The organism is Planosporangium thailandense (assembly GCF_011947195.1).
In the GTDB taxonomy this organism is placed as follows: Bacteria; Actinomycetota; Actinomycetes; order Mycobacteriales; family Micromonosporaceae; genus Planosporangium; species Planosporangium thailandense.
Window position 1 is genome coordinate 40,594 of sequence record NZ_JAATVY010000006.1, and the last position, 15,481, is coordinate 56,074.

16 protein-coding genes are annotated in these 15,481 nt (G+C 72.7%); 6 read left to right on the forward strand and 10 right to left on the reverse strand.

Annotation, left to right across the window (positions count from 1 at the left end):
- Window positions 1-118: 118 nt before the first annotated feature.
- The 5 genes from HC031_RS11380 to HC031_RS11400 form a co-directional block, all read right to left on the reverse strand.
- Complete coding sequence (locus HC031_RS11380; protein ID WP_167925219.1) at window positions 119-1,606, reverse strand: catalase; 1,488 nt, start codon at window positions 1,604-1,606, stop codon at window positions 119-121.
- 255 nt (window positions 1,607-1,861) lie between these two features.
- Complete coding sequence (locus HC031_RS11385) at window positions 1,862-2,110, reverse strand: hypothetical protein (protein WP_167925220.1); 249 nt, start codon at window positions 2,108-2,110, stop codon at window positions 1,862-1,864.
- A gap of 39 nt (window positions 2,111-2,149) precedes the next feature.
- Window positions 2,150-3,100 carry a glycosyltransferase family 2 protein gene (locus HC031_RS11390; protein WP_205862602.1) on the reverse strand — a complete coding sequence of 317 codons (951 nt, stop codon included), beginning with the start codon at window positions 3,098-3,100 and terminating at the stop codon, window positions 2,150-2,152.
- Between the two features lie 71 nt (window positions 3,101-3,171).
- On the reverse strand, window positions 3,172-3,543 hold the full coding sequence (locus HC031_RS11395) for an STAS domain-containing protein (RefSeq protein WP_167925221.1): 372 nt from the start codon (window positions 3,541-3,543) through the stop codon (window positions 3,172-3,174).
- Between the two features lie 85 nt (window positions 3,544-3,628).
- On the reverse strand, window positions 3,629-3,949 hold the full coding sequence (locus HC031_RS11400; RefSeq protein WP_167925222.1) for an anti-sigma factor antagonist: 321 nt from the start codon (window positions 3,947-3,949) through the stop codon (window positions 3,629-3,631).
- Window positions 3,950-4,079: 130 nt separating this feature from the next.
- Here HC031_RS11400 and HC031_RS11405 point away from each other — a divergent pair, with 130 nt between their 5' ends.
- On the forward strand, window positions 4,080-4,757 hold the full coding sequence (locus HC031_RS11405; protein WP_167925223.1) for an HAD family hydrolase: 678 nt from the start codon (window positions 4,080-4,082) through the stop codon (window positions 4,755-4,757).
- A 41-nt stretch (window positions 4,758-4,798) separates the two neighbouring features.
- Here HC031_RS11405 and HC031_RS11410 read toward each other — a convergent pair whose 3' ends face one another.
- Window positions 4,799-6,274, reverse strand: a complete 1,476-nt coding sequence (locus HC031_RS11410) for a GGDEF domain-containing protein (RefSeq protein WP_167925224.1) — start codon at window positions 6,272-6,274, stop codon at window positions 4,799-4,801.
- Window positions 6,275-6,442: 168 nt separating this feature from the next.
- Here HC031_RS11410 and HC031_RS11415 point away from each other — a divergent pair, with 168 nt between their 5' ends.
- Window positions 6,443-7,036, forward strand: coding sequence for a DUF5709 domain-containing protein (locus HC031_RS11415; protein WP_167925225.1), 594 nt, complete (start codon window positions 6,443-6,445; stop codon window positions 7,034-7,036).
- Window positions 7,037-7,100: 64 nt separating this feature from the next.
- Here the strand turns inward: HC031_RS11415 and HC031_RS11420 are convergent, their stop codons facing one another.
- Window positions 7,101-8,114: an SDR family oxidoreductase gene (locus HC031_RS11420; protein ID WP_167925226.1), complete on the reverse strand. Its 1,014-nt coding sequence runs from the start codon at window positions 8,112-8,114 to the stop codon at window positions 7,101-7,103.
- A gap of 97 nt (window positions 8,115-8,211) precedes the next feature.
- On the opposite strand from HC031_RS11420, the gene HC031_RS11425 reads away from it, so the two are divergent.
- A complete protein-coding gene (locus tag HC031_RS11425; RefSeq protein ID WP_167925227.1) occupies window positions 8,212-8,664 on the forward strand; it encodes an SRPBCC family protein in 453 nt (150 codons plus the stop codon).
- A gap of 2 nt (window positions 8,665-8,666) precedes the next feature.
- Here the strand turns inward: HC031_RS11425 and HC031_RS11430 are convergent, their stop codons facing one another.
- Entirely contained in the window at window positions 8,667-10,262 is a 1,596-nt protein-coding gene (locus HC031_RS11430; RefSeq protein ID WP_167925228.1) for a phytoene desaturase family protein, read from the reverse strand.
- Window positions 10,262-11,290, reverse strand: coding sequence for a radical SAM protein (locus HC031_RS11435; protein ID WP_167925229.1), 1,029 nt, complete (start codon window positions 11,288-11,290; stop codon window positions 10,262-10,264). Before HC031_RS11435 ends, HC031_RS11430 begins: the two co-directional genes overlap by 1 nt.
- A gap of 103 nt (window positions 11,291-11,393) precedes the next feature.
- Between HC031_RS11435 and HC031_RS11440 the strand changes: the two genes are divergently transcribed.
- Entirely contained in the window at window positions 11,394-13,022 is a 1,629-nt protein-coding gene (locus HC031_RS11440; protein ID WP_167925230.1) for a RecQ family ATP-dependent DNA helicase, read from the forward strand.
- 15 nt (window positions 13,023-13,037) lie between these two features.
- Window positions 13,038-14,000, forward strand: a complete 963-nt coding sequence (locus HC031_RS11445) for a TIGR03557 family F420-dependent LLM class oxidoreductase (RefSeq protein ID WP_167925231.1) — start codon at window positions 13,038-13,040, stop codon at window positions 13,998-14,000.
- 90 nt (window positions 14,001-14,090) lie between these two features.
- Here HC031_RS11445 and HC031_RS11450 read toward each other — a convergent pair whose 3' ends face one another.
- Window positions 14,091-14,501, reverse strand: a complete 411-nt coding sequence (locus HC031_RS11450) for a DUF2795 domain-containing protein (protein ID WP_167925232.1) — start codon at window positions 14,499-14,501, stop codon at window positions 14,091-14,093.
- Window positions 14,502-14,661: 160 nt separating this feature from the next.
- Here HC031_RS11450 and HC031_RS11455 point away from each other — a divergent pair, with 160 nt between their 5' ends.
- Complete coding sequence (locus HC031_RS11455) at window positions 14,662-15,474, forward strand: hypothetical protein (RefSeq protein ID WP_167925233.1); 813 nt, start codon at window positions 14,662-14,664, stop codon at window positions 15,472-15,474.
- The last annotated feature ends 7 nt before the right edge of the window (window positions 15,475-15,481 follow it).

Here is a 15,481-nt window from a genome sequence, read left to right on the forward strand (position 1 = left end):
CCTGAGCGGAACTCCGCAGGTGATGCGAGCGCGCCGGGGCCGCCGGCGACAGGCACGGACGCGTGTCGCCGGCGGCGGGCGCGGAGCCCGCCGCCGGCGGCGCGGAGCTGTCCGGCGATCAGGCCCGGACGGCCGCGTAGTCGAGGCCGAGGCCCTCGGCGACGCGGCGGCCGTAGTCGGCGTCGCATTGCGAGAGGTGCCAGACCATCTTCTCCTGGATGTGCTTGTCGCACTGCTGCAGGTTGGTGACCAGATTGAGGATCAGGTCGTCCCGCTCGACGTCGGTGAACGACCGGAACGTCTCGCCGGCCTGCTTGTAGTTGTTCTGCCGCTCCATCGGGGCCCGCATGACCTGACCCGACACGAACGGGCGGTACTCCTTGTAGGACTCGTCGGCTTCGCGCAGCCCGGCCAGCGCCGAGGGCTCGTAGTTGACGTGCGGGTTGGCGCCCCGGTTGTCCACGCCGTACGACATCTGCCCGCCGCCCTGGTTGGTGCTGACCACCACGTCCTCGCGCGGCCGGTTGATCGGCAACTGGAGGTAGTTGGGGCCGACCCGGTAGCGCTGGGTGTCCGAGTACGAGAAGGTGCGGCCGATCAGCATCTTGTCGTCGGAGAAGTCGATGCCGTCGACCAGTACGCCGGTGCCGAACGCGGCCTGCTCGTTCTCGTTGTGGTGGTCGGTGATGTTGCGGTTGAGGGTCATCATGCCGACCGGCAGGTAGGGGAACTGCTCCCGCGGCCAGATCTTGGTGTCGTCGAGCGGGTCGAAGTCCAGCTCCGGGTGCTCGTCGTCGCTCATGATCTGCACGTTGAGCTCCCACCGGGGGTAGTCGCCGCGCTCGATCGCCTCGTACAGGTCCTTGGAGGCGTGGCCAAGGTCGGTGGCCTGGATCGCGTTGGCCTGCTCCTGGGTGAGGTTGTGCTCGCCCTGCTGGCTGAGCCAGTGGAACTTGACCAGCACGCCCTCGCCCCGGGCGTTGACGAAGCGGTAGGTGTTCACGCCCGACCCGCGCATGGTCCGGTAGTTGGCCGGGATGCCGTACGGGGAGAACAGCCAGGTCAGCATGTGCATGCTCTCCGGCGTGTTCGACATGAAGTCGAAGATCCGGTTGGGCTCCTGGCGGAACGTGACGGGGTCGGGCTTCAGGGCGTGGATCACGTCCGGGAACTTGATCGCGTCCCGGATGAAGAAGACCTGGAGGTTGTTGCCGACCATGTCCCAGTTGCCGTCCTCGGTGCGGAACTTCACCGCGAAGCCGCGCGGGTCACGCGCCGCCTCCGAGGAGTCCCGACCGCCGATGACGGTGGAGAACCGGATGGTGACGGGGGTCTTCTTGCCCTTGGCCTGCAACAGCTTGGCCCGGGTGTACGTGCTGGCCGGCTCGTCGCCGATCGTGCCGTACGCCTCGAACTCGCCGTGCGCGACGAAGCCGCGGGCGTGCACCACGCGCTCCGGGATCCGCTCGCGGTCGAAGTGGCTGATCTTCTCGATGAACTGGTAATTCTCCAGCGTCGCCGGTCCCCGGCTACCCACGGTGCGCTGCTGCTGGTTGTTGAAGACCGGGTGGCCCTGTCGGGTGGTCAGTACCGGCTTGTCAGACATGAAGACCGTCTCCTGCCCTTTCTCGTCGTCGCCGCGGTCGGCGGGCGCACGATCCACGCGGAGGCCAGGGGAGGCACGCGCGAACGGCCCGGGCCACGGACGGGCGGTGTGTACCTGCAGGTCCACCCACCACATCGCGTTTTCTGGAATCAGTCAAGACTAGACGCGTGGCGACACGCCCGGCGAACGCATCATCATTTCGAGATCGCGCAGCCGGCTCGCGATCGAACGCGGGCCGCCACCCGGGACGGGGATCTACTCGCGGTTCTCCCGGCTACCCGGGGCCTCCAGGCTGCGCACCACCAGACCCAGACCGTGCAGCGCGTCCTGGCGCTGCTTGTACTGCAACTCCTCGCGGCCCAGCAGCGCCGCGTACTCGGCCTCCTGCTCGGGCGTGGGAACCGCCGAGGTCCGGTCGAGGAACTCGACCATCTCCCGCGCCACCGCCGCGTACCTGCGCGCGGCCTCCCGCGCCTGGTGCAGGGCATCGACCTCGTCGACCATCCGCGTCCAACCTCCCGGCTTGAGATCCGTGCCGGTGATTTACCCGCCGGCGCCCCGGCCAACCCCGCCGGCCGCCGTCGATGCCGGCGCTCCCGCCGCGCCGGCGGCGTCCGGCGAGTACCCGTGCCGCGCCTCAGCCGCCACCAGCCGTGCCAGCGCCGCCTCGACCGCCGGGTCCGCCGCCCGCCGGCCGCGCAGCGCGCGGGGCAGCCGCACGGCGAACTGGCCCAGCGCCGTGCGCGCGACCGGATCCGTCACCGCGTTGCGCAGCAGCGGCGCCGTCTCGGCGAGCGCGACCCGCAGCGGTCGGCGCATCCACGCCGTCAGAGCCCGGTTACGGGCGGCGAGCGCCCGCTTGCGCCCGCGGTCACCACCGGGCTGCGGATGGTGGTGCGCCACCACGTCGGCGCAGTACGCCAGCCCCCAGCCGGCTGCGGCCAGGTCGTACGCCAGCCGGGCCTCCTCCCCCATGAAGAACACAACCGGGTCGAACCCCCCGACGGCCAGGTACGCCTCCCGCCGCACCACCGCCGCGCACGCCAGGAAACCCAGCACGCTCGGGCCGGGCAGGTCGTCGGCGCCCTCCAGTGGCGCCGCCGCCATGAACGCCGCCATGGGGTCGAGCCGCTCGGACGGCCCGACCAGGGTGCGGGCCGCGATCAGCGCCAGCCGGGGGTACGCGTCCAGCAGCGCCTCGGCGCGCGCCAGCGCCCCGTCGGCCCACCACGAGTCGTCGTCGGCGAACGCGACGTACGGGGTGTCGGCCGCGGCCACGCCCACGTTGCGCGCCACCGCGCCGAGATTGCGCTCCAGCGGGATCACCCGTACCTCGGGGAACGCCCGGGCGAGCCGCTCCCGCGTGCCGTCGGTCGAGCCGTTGTCGACGACGATCACGGACGGCCGCTCGGACAACGCGCGCAGCCGCGCGAGCGTGCGCTCCAGCCCGACAGCGCGGTCACGGCTGGCGATCACGACGGTGACACGACCCATGATCACGAGGTTTGCCGCCAGCGACCGACTCAAACGTCTGGATCCCTACCCGGACCGGTCCGGGCCGAGGATCAGTCGACCGCCGGCCCGGCTTGCACCGCCGGCCCGTCGTCGGCGGCGCGGACCACGAACACCCGGTTGAGGCCGGTGATCGTCAGCAGGTGCTGCACCCGCTGAACCGGGGCGTACAGCTCCAGCCCGCCCCCCGCCGCCATCAGGCGCTTGTGGAAGCCGACCAGCAACGCGAGGCCCGTGGAGTCGCAGAACGTCACCTGCGACAGGTCCAGCACGAGCCGGCCGCCAGCGGACAGGTACGGCGCGGCGGCCCGGCGCAACTGGTCGGCGGTGCTGATGTCCAGCTCGCCGACAATGCGCAGCACGGTGCCACCATTCGGCTCGCCGGACCGCTCCTCGACCAGCAGCTCGGCACGGGGGATCGCCATCACCACTCCCAACGGACCGCTTCCGCTCGCACCCATGATGTCAGCGTCGGCGCGTCGCGCCACCCCTGCCCCGCGCGGCGACCGGTCACCCTTCCACGCCGAAGGTGTCCGTCAGCCCCATCATCCGCAGCTGCTGCCGGACAAAGGGTGCCGGATTGGTCACCGCGAACCCCACCCCGACCGAACGCGCGGCGTTCTGACCGGCCGCCAACGCTCCGATACCGCTGGAGTCGATGAACGTCACGTGCATCAGGTCCACCACGATGCGCACCGGCCGCACGGCGGTCGCGGTCGCGACGAGTTGGCTGCGGAGCTGGTCGGCGTGGGCGACGTCGATCTCGCCGCGAATCTCGATGACGACCGTGCCGTCCGCGAGGCGGCGCTGGTTCATCATCCATTCGGCCACACGCCGCTCCAAACTTCAGGCAGATCGTCGCAGACTTTTGTACCTTACGGCGCGCCCACCACCGTCGTCGGGTGCGCGGCGGCGTCGGCCCCCGCGCTTCACCGCCGCACATTCGGGTAACGGTCGGTCCATGAACGAATCCACTCGCGGCGTGCTCTTCGATGTCGACGGCACCCTGGTCGACACCAACTACCTGCACACCGTCACCTGGTGGGAAGCGCTCCGGCAGGCCGGACACCGAGTCCCGATGGCGCGGATACACCGCGCGATCGGCATGGGCTCGGACAAGCTGCTCGACCATCTGCTCGGACCCGACCACGACCGGTCGGCCGACTCCACGATGCGGGACGCCCATCTCGCGCTGTACACCACGTACTGGGAGCGGCTGAGCCCGCTACCCGGCGCGGCCGCCCTGCTGCGCGCCTGTGCGTCCCGTGGCCTGCGGGTGGCTCTGGCCTCCTCGGCGTCGGAGAAGGAGCTGTCCGCCCTGCGACGGGCGCTCGACGCCGACGCTGTCATCCACACGGCGACCAGCAAGGACGACGCCGGGTCGAGCAAGCCCGACCCGGACATCCTTACGGTGGCGCTGCGCAAGGCCGGCCTGTCGCCCGACCACGCCCTGCTGGTCGGCGACTCGGTGTGGGACGTCGTGGCTGCCGACCGCGCCGGCCTGCGGTGCATCGGCGTCACCTGCGGCGGCACGAGCGCCGCCGAGCTACGCGACGCCGGCGCGATCGAGACCTACGACGACCCGGAGGCGCTGTGCGCGAGCCTCGACGCCTCGGCGATCGCGAAGATGGCCGGCTAGGACCTGCGCTGGACTACGCCGGGTCCGCGACCGCCGCTGGACTACGCCGGGTCCGCGACCGCGCTGTCGACCACCGCGACGTCGCCGACCAGGGTGTCGGCCACCACGGTCCGGTCCCGGCCGCCGCGCTTCGCCGCGTACAGCGCCGCGTCGGCCCGCGTGATGATCTCGTCGGAGGTCTCCCGGCCGTCCCAGGTCGCCAGGCCGGCCGAGAACGTCTGGCCGAGCGGGGTGACCGCGCGCAGCCGCTCGACGACCTGGAGCGCGCCCTCCGTGTCGGTGTCGGCGAGCAGCACGATGAACTCCTCGCCGCCGTACCGGGCCAGGTGGTCGACCGCGCGCATCTGCCCCGACCAGGCCGCGGCCGACTCCTTGAGGAGCCGGTCCCCGGCCGGGTGCCCGTAGGAGTCGTTGAACTGCTTGAAGTGGTCGAGGTCGAGCATGGTGATCGTCAGGGGCAGGCCGGCGCGCCGCGCCCGCTCCATCGCACGCGGCAGCTCCGCCGTCCAGGCCCGCCGGTTCGGCAGGCCGGTCAGCTCGTCGGTGCGCGACAGCTCCCGCACCTTGGCCGCCTGCTGCTCCACCTCCCGCAGCAGCTGGGCCATCCGGGTCAGCACCAGCCCGAACAGCGCCACACAGCCGAGGGCGATTGCCATGCCGTCGGTGACCTGCCGGCGGAGAACCTGGATGGCGAGCACGCCGGGCGCGATCCACGCCGCGAGCGTGAGCGTCGCCAGCATGGGGCGGCTCAGCCCGCGCGGCCCGTCCTCCACCCGCTGGCCGACCGTCCGCGCGGACGGGTGCAGCGCCGCGGCCCCGAACAGCGTGTACGCGGCGAGGAAGAACGCGGACAGCGACCGCTCGGCGGCCCCGGCCGGCTCCCAGGCCAGCTGATTGGCGACCGCCCACGCGGCGTCCCCGGCGAGGAAGGTCACCAGCGAGGCGACGACGAGCCAGTACGACGGGTTCCGGCCGCCCCGGCCGAACCCCAGCCGGGCCGCCATCGCGACCAGGACGACGTCGCCGACGGGGTACGTGACGCTGACGATGTGCCCGAGGACGCTCAACGTCTCGTCGGACGCCGCGGGGTGAATCATGAAGACCCACGCCAGCAGGCCGAACCCGGTCGTCACGGTCGTCGCATCGACAAGGACGCCCCGGTCGCGGTGGCCCGAGCGCCGGCGGATCAGGATCGCGAGGCCGACCGCGACCGCCGGGTACAGCGCGAGGTAGAACCCGTCGGCCACCGACGGAAAGTTCTCGCCGTGCAGTACCGCGTCCACCTGCTCGACGAGGATGCCGGTGGTGTTGGCGAACACGCCGAGCGCGAAGCACCACCACACGAGCCGGCCGGCGGGTCCGTCCCGGCGGGGGCCGGCCAGCAGCGCCGCGACAGCGGCGTACCCGACGACCACCTGCCACCCGACCTGCGCCCAGCCGCTCACGGGGAAGGCCAGAAATGCCAGCAGCGCGGCCGTCACCGCCGCCAGGTACAACTTCCACACCTGTCCCCGCATGGGGCCCTCCCGTAACCACGTTCGCCCGGCCGGTCGGATGGACCGGGCAGCCCAAGCGCACCACCCGGCGGTTGCGCGTGAGGAGCCCGACGGGTGTCGTTGCGGATCAGCGGGGCGGCCGCGGGGCGCGGCAGGTGTCAGAAACGGGCCGATGGGTAGATCTGTCGTATGCGACGCCTGGACAACTACCCCGAGCCCATTTCCGATCCGGAGTCCGAGGGCCTGCCGGAGGTCGCCGACGACGACCACATCTCCATGGAGGAGAACCGCGCGGAGTCGCCGCGCGAGGCGGACGGCCCCGATCCGGCGCCCCTGCCCGGCCGCGCGCCGATGGCCATCGACCGGTACGGGGTGACGCCCGAGGAGGCCCGGATCGGCGAGTCGCTGGACTACAAACTGGCCCAGGAGGAGCCGCTCGAGGAGGGCGGCGGCGTGGCCAGCCCGACGGCGAGCGCACAGGCGGACCTCGTCGACAACCTCCCCGGTGACAACGTCGACCTGGGCAACGACCAGGTGGATCGGCCGGCCCCGGAAGCCGGCCTGGCCGACGACGCGCCGCTGGAGCCGGACGACTCGCCGGTTTCGCTGTACGACCGGCCCGGCGTGATCCCCGGCGACGACCGGCCGGTGGGACGGCTGGTCCAGCCCGACGAAGGCGCGCACGAGGACCGGGAGAAGGACGCGGTCGCCTGGGACGCGGGCCCGGACGGCGGCGGGCCGACCGCCGAGGAGATGGCGATCCACGAGGTCTCCGAGCCGTAACCGGGGCAACGAACACGAAGGGTTCGTGGTCATGACCACGAACCCTTCGTCGTGTCGCCGCCCGTCACCGCCGCAGCAGCCGGGCGGCCGTCATCACCCCCGCGGCCGCGACCGCCGCCCCGCTCAGCAGCGCGGTGTGGTGCTGCGACGCCCATACCTGGGCCGAGCGGGTGTGCGCCCGGTCGTCGAAGTCCCCGTGGGCGCCGTAGTCGACGTTCTCGTCGGCCGGCTCCCACAGGTTCGCCGGCTGGTGCGGATCGCGGGGCTGGCTCGTCTGCTGGGACGTGAAGCCGGTCCGCGCCAGGTACCGGTCGAGCAGGCCCGGCGCGACCGCGTTCGCGATCAACGTCGCCGCCGTCGAGGCGCCCACCCAGTACTCCCGCCGGCCCGGATGGTCGGCCGCGTACACGATGGCCTTCGCCGCGACCTCCGGCTGGTAGATCGGCGGCACCGGCTGGGCGTGGCGGCGCAGCCGGGACAGCACCCAGTCGAACTGCGGAGTGTTGACCGCCGGTAGCTGCACCATCGTCGTACGCACGTGGCTGCGGTTGTGCAGCAGTTCGCAGCGCAGCGCCTCGTTGAAGCCCTGGACCGCGTGCTTGGCCCCGCAGTACGCCGACTGCAACGGAATCCCCCGGTAGGCCAGCGCCGACCCCACCTGCACGATCGTGCCGTGGTCACGCGGCAGCATCCGCGACAGCGCCGCCTTCGTGCCGTACACGTACCCCAGGTAGGTCACCTCCGTGACCCGCCTGAACTCCTTCGGCTCGATCTCGGTGAACGGCGCGAACACCGACGTGAACGCATCGTTGACCCACACGTCGATCGGCCCCAACTCCCGCTCCACCCGCGCCGCCGCCGCGTCCACCTCGTCGAACTCCGCGACGTCCACCGGCACCGCCAGCGCGGTGCCACCGGCGCGCCGGACCTCCTCGGCCGCCGCGGCCAAGCCCGCCTCGCCGCGGGCGAGCAGCGCCACCCGAGCCCCTCGGACACCGTACCGGCGGGCCACGGCCCGCCCCACGCCACCGCTGGCACCGGTAATCACTACGACCTGATCTCGTGCACGTGTACCCATGTCCCTGATTTGCCCACGGCGCGTGCCACCCAATCGGCGGGGTTCGAACAGTGTGATCGCGGCGGTTAGCGGCGCACCGGTCGGGCATCACAGGGGCGTGGCCACCACTGAATGCGTGATAAACGCGACCCCGGACCAGGTGTTCGCCGTGCTCGCCGACGGCTGGACGTACAGCGACTGGGTGGTCGGCACGGCGCACATCCGTGACGTCGACCGCGACTACCCCATGCCCGGCACGATGATTCATCACAAGGCCGGCCCGTGGCCGTTCGCCATCAAACACGTATCGACCGTGCTCGACTGCGAGCAGGACAGGATGCTGCTGCTGCGGGTCGGGCTGTGGCCGCTGGGTGAAGCGATGGTCCGCCTGGACCTCACCCCGATCGGCACCTCCGCCACCCGGGTCACGATGCGCGAGCACTTCACCCAAGGACCGTCGCACTGGCTGCAGAACAAGGCCACCGACCTCGTCGTGCACCAGCGCAACAAGGAGTCGCTGCGCCGCCTGGGCGACCTCGCCACCCGCCGGGCGTCCGTCCATCATGGATAGGGTCACCGGTAGAGTGTGCGCTGAGCGGCCCTGACCCCGGCCCCGTACAGGCCGCCGACCAGCGCACGGTCGCGGGCCAGCGCGGCCCGTGCCGCGTTCGCGCCGGGCGCGCCGTGCACTCCCCCACCGGGATGGGCGCTGGAGCTGGCCAGGTAGAGCCGGTCCACCGGGGTGTCCGCCCGGCCCAGCCCCGGCACGGGCCGGAAGACGAGCTGCTGGTACGGCGCGGACGTACCGCCGTTGATGGCGCCGCCGACCAGGCTCGGGTCCGTCGCCTCCAGCCGGTCGGGCCCCGCCACGTACCGGCCCACGATCAGGTCGCGGAAGCCGGGCGCGGCATCCTCCAGCACCCGCTCCATCCGGTCGACGTGCGCGTCGACCTCGGCGGCCGGCCACTTCTGACGTCGCGGCAGGTGGGTGTACGCCCACATCGCCTCGGTACCGGCCGGCGACCGGGTCGGGTCCGACGTGGTCATCTGGCCGGCGAGCATGAACGGCTGCCGCGGGACCCGCCCGGCGTTGAGGTCGGCGGCGAACTCGACCAGGCCGGCCGTGTCGGCCCGCAGATGCACCGTACCCGCGCCGCGCGCCGCCCCGCCGCGCCAGGGCACCGGCCCCGACAGCGCCCAGTCCACTTTGACCGTGGCGTAGTCCCACCGGAAGCGCTCCAGGTCGGCGACGAACCGGGCGGGCAGGTGGTTGGCGCCCACGAGGTCGCAGAAGAGGATCGGCGCCGGCACGTCGGCGAGCACCGCCCGCCGGGCCCGCCAGTGCCGGCCGTCCGCGCCGCGCACGCCGAGCGCCCGGCCCGCGCCGACGATCACCCGGGTCACCGGCGTGTCGAGCACGACCTCACCGCCCCGCGCGCGTAGCCGCTCGGCCAGCGCGTCCACCAGGCGGGCGGCGCCGCCGACCGGCACCGGGAAGCCGTACTGCTGGCCGAGCATGGCCAGCAGCCACGCGTACACGCCGCTGCCGCTCTCGGCCGGCGACAGGTCGGTGTGCAGCGCCATCCCGGCCAGCAGCACCCGGCCGCCCTCACCGGCGAACGTCTCCTGCCCGAGCACGCGCGCCGGCAGCAGCAGCCGGCGGGCCAGCCGCAGCAGTCCGGCGGCCCGCAGCCGGCGGTACAGGTCCAGCCCCGGGCGTACCGGTGGGAACGGGTTCAGCACGGCCGCGAGCAGCGCGTCGCCGATCTCGCGCCACCGCTCGTACTCGGCGCGCCAACGCCGCCCGTCGCCGGGCGCGAACTCGTCCAGCGACGCGGCCGTCACGTCGACGTCGCGGTCGAGGACGACCGCTCGCCCGTCGGGCAACAGGTGGGCCAGTACGTGCGGGGCGTTGGTCCAGCGCAGCCCGTACCCGGTCAGGTCCAGAGAGGACAGTACCGGCGAGGCGTAGCCGAGCGGATAGAACGCGCTGCACACGTCGGCCTCGAAGCCGGGCGCGGCCAGCGGCGCCGACCGGACCGCGCCGCCGAGACGGTCGGTGGCCTCGATGACCACCACGTCCCAGCCGGCGTCGGCCAGCAGGTTCGCCGCCACCAGACCGTTGTGGCCACCGCCGACCACCACCGCGTCGACGGTCTCGCCCGCCATCAGAACGTCCGCTGGTACAGCGCGCAGCCGCGGCACACCTCCGGCGGGTCGTCCGCGGCGAGCCGGCGGCGGAACTCCCGGTACGCCGGAGAGTGCCAGATCTCGGTGAAGCTGAACTCGGTCAGCCGGCCCAGCGACACCCGGTCGTCGCCCATCACCATGCAGCACGGCTGCACCACGCCCTGGCTGGTGATGTAGACCGACTCCCAGGGCCAGGTGCAGCCGGGTCGGCCGGGCTCGGGCGGTACCGCCTCCAGCCGGGGCAGCCGCAGCGTGAGGCCGTGCTCGTCGGCCACCCGCGTGGCCGCGTCGAACGCCGCGCGCGCCGACGCTGCCGACTCCGGCGTGGTCCACAGCCCTTCGGCGGCCGCGAACTCCCGGATGCCGGCGTACCGGCCGGACGGGTCGGTGTCGGAGAAGTCGTGACTGAGGTTCTGCACCCGTAGCTCGTCGACGCCGATGCTCGCCAGCAGCCGGACCAGGGCGGGCAGTTCGCCGACGTTGCGGCGCATCGCGACGAAGACCACGCGGATCCAGGGGGTGTCGCTGCCGGCGGCGCGCTTCGCGGCGACCAGGCCGGCGAGGTTGGCGACGACGGTGTCGAAGGTGGCGCCCTGCCGGATGCTCTCGTACGTGGTGGCCGCCGCCCCGTCGAGCGAGACGTGCAGCCAGTCGAGGCCGGCCGCGACGAGCGCGTCGGCGCGCCGCCGGTTGAGCAGCGTGGCGTTGGAGTTGAAGCCCACGGTCAATCCGCGCGCCTTCGCCCGCCGCACCTGGTCGATCAGGTACGGCGACAGCAGCGGCTCGCCGAGCCCCTGCATGGTGAGCCGGCGCAGCGTGGGCACCCCGTCCAGGATCCGCTCGAACAGCTCCGGAGTCATCGCGCCGGCCAGCTTGTTCACCGGAGGCTTGTAGCTGACCAGGCACATGGTGCACCGCAGGTTGCACGCCGACGTGATCTCCACCTGAAGCTCGGCGGGGAGCGGTGGCGCATCGATCCACGGTGGTGCCGTCTCCACTACGGTCATGCCCGCTCCTTTCGTCGCCGTCTGTTTCCCGCCTGTACCCAGCGAGGCGCCGGCGAACCGCCAGGGGTTTGGCGTCGGCGGCCTCGGGTAAGGCCGAAGGTCGATGGACGTGACGGTGGCGCTGCGCTCGGCGGCTCGGGAGCGCTTCGGGTGGCAGGAACTGCGCCCCGAGCAGGAGATCGCGATGCGGGCGCTGATGGCCGGTCGGGACGCCCTCGTTGTCGCGCCGACCGGCGGCGGCAAGTCGGCGATCTACCAGGTACCCGGGACGCTGCTCGACGGTCCGACGATCGTGATCTCTCCGCTGCTGGCGCTGCAGGCCGACCAGATCGCGGGGCTGGCCCGCCGCGACGACGAGGCCCTCGCCGCCGCCCGGCTCAGCTCGGCGGAGAGCGCGTCCGAGCAGCGCGAGGTGCTCGAGGAGGCGTCTGGCGGGGAGGTCGAGTACATCTTCGTCACCCCCGAACAGCTCGCCGACCCGCGGCGGCTCGCGGCGATCCGCGCCGCCCGGCCCAGCCTCGTCGCGGTCGACGAGGCGCACTGCATCTCCGCCTGGGGGTACGACTTCCGCCCCGACTACCTTCAGCTCGGGCGTGCGGTGGCAGAGCTGGGCCACCCGCCGGTGGTCGCGCTCACCGCCACCGCCTCCCCGCCCGTACGCGAGGACATCCTCGACCGGCTGGGCCTGCGCGACCCCGAGGTGGTGATCACCGGGCTGGACCGGCCGAACATCTTCCTGGAGGCGGTCCAGTGCGTCGACGAGGAGCAGCGGTGGCAGCGCCTGCTCGATCGCCTCCAGCAGTCGACCCCGCCCGGCATCGTGTACGTGTCCACCCGGCGCGCCGCCGAGGAGCTGGCGGAGTGGCTGACCGGCGCCGGCCAGCCTTCGACCGCGTACCACGGCGGGATGGCGCTACGCGAGCGCCGCCGGCGCCACCGGGCGTTCCTGGCCGACGAGATACCGGTGATGGTGGCCACCAGCGCCTTCGGGATGGGCATCGACAAGCGCAACATCCGGTGGGTCAACCACGTCGCCCTGCCCGACTCCCCCGACAGCTACCTGCAGGAGATCGGCCGCGCCGGCCGAGACGGCGAGCCGGCGCAGGCGCTGCTGCTGTTCCGCACCGAGGACACCGGCCTGCGCAAGTTCTTCACCGGCGGTCTCCCAGCCCACTCCGAGCTCGTCCGGCTCGCCGCGGCGGTACGCTCCGGCCCGCTGTCCCGCGCGGAGCTGCGCGAGCGGACCGGGCTGGGGCCTCGCAAGCTCGGCGAGCTGCTCGTCCTGCTGGAGGAGGTCGGCGCCGCGGTGCCCGGCCGCCGTGGCCGGTGGCGCGCGCCGGCCTACGCCCCCGAGCCCGATCAGGCGGCCCACGCGGCGCGCGCCCAGGCCGAGCGGCGGCAGACCGTGCAGCGTTCCCGGCTGGAGATGATGCGCAACCTGGCCGAGACGACCGCCTGCCGGGGCCAGACGTTGCTCGCCTACTTCGGCGAGCAGTTGGAGCACCCGTGCGGGCACTGCGACAACTGCCTGTCCGGCGCGGCCCGGGAGGTGGCCGACGCCGGCGCCGGCGGGCCCTTCCCGGTGCACAGCCGGGTCTCGCACGCCGAGTGGGGTGACGGCACGGTGCTGCGCTACGAGGGCGATCACATGACGGTGCTCTTCGACGAGGTCGGCTACAAGACGCTGTCCGTACCGGTCGTGGAAGAGCAGGAGCTACTGAGCTTGAGCTAGTCGGGAGGATCTCTGGTGGTGAGCTTCGGCTACACGCTGATGTGCGAACAGGCGGGTCCGGTCCAGCTGGTCGACGACGCGGTCCGCGCCGAGCGGGCCGGCTTCGACTTCGCGGTCATCTCCGACCACTACTACCCGTGGTTGGCCGAGCAGGGGCATGCCCCGTACGCCTGGTCGGTGCTGGGCGCGGTCGCGTACGCGACCTCCCAGCTGGACCTGATGTCGTTCGTGACCAGTCCGATCCGCCGCTACCACCCGGCGGTGGTGGCGCAGAAGGCCGCGACGATCGGCGTGATGTCCGGTGGCCGGTTCACCCTCGGCCTGGGCGCCGGGGAAAACCTCAACGAGCACGTGGTGGGCGCGTGGCCGCACGTGGCGCAGCGCCACGACATGCTCGTGGAGGCGCTCGACATCATCCGGCCGCTGCTCGCCGGCGAGACCGTGCACCACGGCGGCGAGTACTTCGAGGTGCCCGAGGCGAAGCTGTGGGATCTGCCGGAGAACGGGGTGCCGATCGGGCTCGCGGTGTCCGGCCGGTCGTCGTGCGAGGTCGCCGGCGAGTACGCCGACGTCATGATCGCGGTCGAGCCGAAGCGGGAGCTGTGCGACCTGTTCGACGCGGCAGGCGGCGGCGAGAAGCCACGGTACGGGCAGGTCGCGATCTGTTACGGCCCGGACGAGGAGCAGTGCCGCAAGATCGCGTACGAGCAGTTCCGGTGGTTCGGGCTGGGCTGGCCGGTCAACGCCGAGCTGCCCAATCCCCGGTCTTTCGCGCACGCCAGCGCCTCGGTGCGGGAGGAGGACGTGGCGGCCGGGATTCCCTGCGGTCCCGACCTCGACAAGCACGTGCAGGCCGTGCGCAGGTTCGTCGACGCCGGATTCACCCACGTCGCGCTGGTACAGGTGGGCGCCGAAGGTCAGGCGGGCTTCCTGGACTTCGCCGAGCGGCAGCTCCTGCCGGCGCTGCGGCAGCTCTGAGCCCGATTCCGATCAGCGGCGAAATGCCGGAGAGGTCGCGACCGCGGCGGCGCCGCGTATCACGACCTCTCGGCTTGAGTCCGCATCAGATCAGGTACGTCGCTCCTCGTTGTGGCCGCCGAGCGCGGCCCACACCTGATTGATCGTCTCGAACTCCTTGTCGGCTGGCAGAGCGGCAAGCCGGTCGATGACGTCGTCCGGCGCATCCATCTCCTCGGCGGCCGCGAGCAGATCGTCGCGATCGCCAGGCAGAGCGGACAGGGGAATGAAGCGTCCGATCCGGCTGCGCTGATCGACCTCCTCCGGGGTCATGCCGGGAGGGGCGCCGGCCCGCTCGTACCCGACGGGCGTACGCGTCGGGTTCGGCTGGTCCTCGCCGGCTGGCTCGGGATCGCGCCACTCCTCAACGCGGGTGTCGACCCCGCCTTGAAGCATGCCGCGAACCTCGTGCTCCATCTCGTCGTCGAGCCGTGGCCCGTGCTTCGAATTGCCGCGTTCCATGGGACGTGGGTACCCGCCACCCCACCGGGGCAAACCATGGCACAAACGGGCCAAGTGGTCGGTGTACCTGGCGAACCAGGTGGGTACTTCATCAATGTCCCGCCCGTGGCGCGCCCGCACGCGCGCCGTCGACAGACGGGCGGCCCATAGGAGGTGTGCGATGGCCACTGACCTTTCCCGCCGGCAGGCCGCGGACGAGCGGGCCGCCGACGACACCACGATGCGTGCCGGCTCCACCACCGGCGATGTGACCCGGGCCGACCGGGAACGGGACGGGCTCGGCGACCCGACGGTCCGCCTGGCGCGCGTGCCGTCCCAGCCGGTACCGCCCGGCGGCGCGGTGGCGCCCATGCCTCCGGGTGGTCGCCCGGTGCCGCCGGGCGGCGCGGTCGAGCCCCCGCCGGACGCCACCCGGCCCCTCGGCACCGGGCCGGCCCCCGCGCCCGGCCCGCGACACGGCGTGGACGCCGAGGCCGACCGCGACAGCGCCGAGGCCGAGCGGGACCACGCCGAGGCCGAGCGGGACCACGCCGCAGCGGTGCGGGCCCGTGCCGAGACCGACCGCCTCGACGCCGACCGCGCCGAACGCGCCGACGTGACCGACGCCGACGCCGACACCGCCGAGCCGGTCCGCCCGGCGCGCTGGGCGCACACCAGCTTCACGGCCACGCTGAGCCTGATCGTCGGGGTGTGCGCCACGCTCGGGGCGCTCAGCGGCCGGCTGGCCCCACTCGGCGTCGTCGCCGGCGCGGTCGGCCTGCTGCTGGCCGCGATCGGCCTGGCCGCGGTGTCCCGCCGGCACGTCACCGGCCACCACGTCGCGCTGCTGGGGCTCGTGTTCAGCATCGCCGGCGTCGTCCTCGGCATCCTCGCCATGACCAAGTCGCTGCCGTGGCTCGACAGCGGCGCCGACAACGTCGCGCGGCTGCGCGGCTGGCTCGACGCCCACTGGTCCTGGATGCGTCGCTGGTAAGTCGCTG

What these genes read in the sequence shown, in the direction of transcription:
- HC031_RS11430 (WP_167925228.1), bottom strand. Translation starts at nt 10,262, where the DNA reads ATGGCGGGCGAGACCGTCGACGCGGTGGTGGTCGGCGGTGGCCACAAC.
- HC031_RS11450 (WP_167925232.1), bottom strand. Translation starts at nt 14,501, where the DNA reads ATGGAACGCGGCAATTCGAAGCACGGGCCACGGCTCGACGACGAGATG.
- HC031_RS11395 (WP_167925221.1), bottom strand. Translation starts at nt 3,543, where the DNA reads ATGGCGATCCCCCGTGCCGAGCTGCTGGTCGAGGAGCGGTCCGGCGAG.
- HC031_RS11410 (WP_167925224.1), bottom strand. Translation starts at nt 6,274, where the DNA reads ATGCGGGGACAGGTGTGGAAGTTGTACCTGGCGGCGGTGACGGCCGCG.
- HC031_RS11415 (WP_167925225.1), top strand. Translation starts at nt 6,443, where the DNA reads ATGCGACGCCTGGACAACTACCCCGAGCCCATTTCCGATCCGGAGTCC.
- HC031_RS11435 (WP_167925229.1), bottom strand. Translation starts at nt 11,290, where the DNA reads ATGACCGTAGTGGAGACGGCACCACCGTGGATCGATGCGCCACCGCTC.
- HC031_RS11440 (WP_167925230.1), top strand. Translation starts at nt 11,394, where the DNA reads ATGGACGTGACGGTGGCGCTGCGCTCGGCGGCTCGGGAGCGCTTCGGG.
- HC031_RS11455 (WP_167925233.1), top strand. Translation starts at nt 14,662, where the DNA reads ATGGCCACTGACCTTTCCCGCCGGCAGGCCGCGGACGAGCGGGCCGCC.
- HC031_RS11420 (WP_167925226.1), bottom strand. Translation starts at nt 8,114, where the DNA reads ATGGGTACACGTGCACGAGATCAGGTCGTAGTGATTACCGGTGCCAGC.
- HC031_RS11390 (WP_205862602.1), bottom strand. Translation starts at nt 3,100, where the DNA reads ATGGGTCGTGTCACCGTCGTGATCGCCAGCCGTGACCGCGCTGTCGGG.
- HC031_RS11385 (WP_167925220.1), bottom strand. Translation starts at nt 2,110, where the DNA reads ATGGTCGACGAGGTCGATGCCCTGCACCAGGCGCGGGAGGCCGCGCGC.
- HC031_RS11380 (WP_167925219.1), bottom strand. Translation starts at nt 1,606, where the DNA reads ATGTCTGACAAGCCGGTACTGACCACCCGACAGGGCCACCCGGTCTTC.
- HC031_RS11405 (WP_167925223.1), top strand. Translation starts at nt 4,080, where the DNA reads ATGAACGAATCCACTCGCGGCGTGCTCTTCGATGTCGACGGCACCCTG.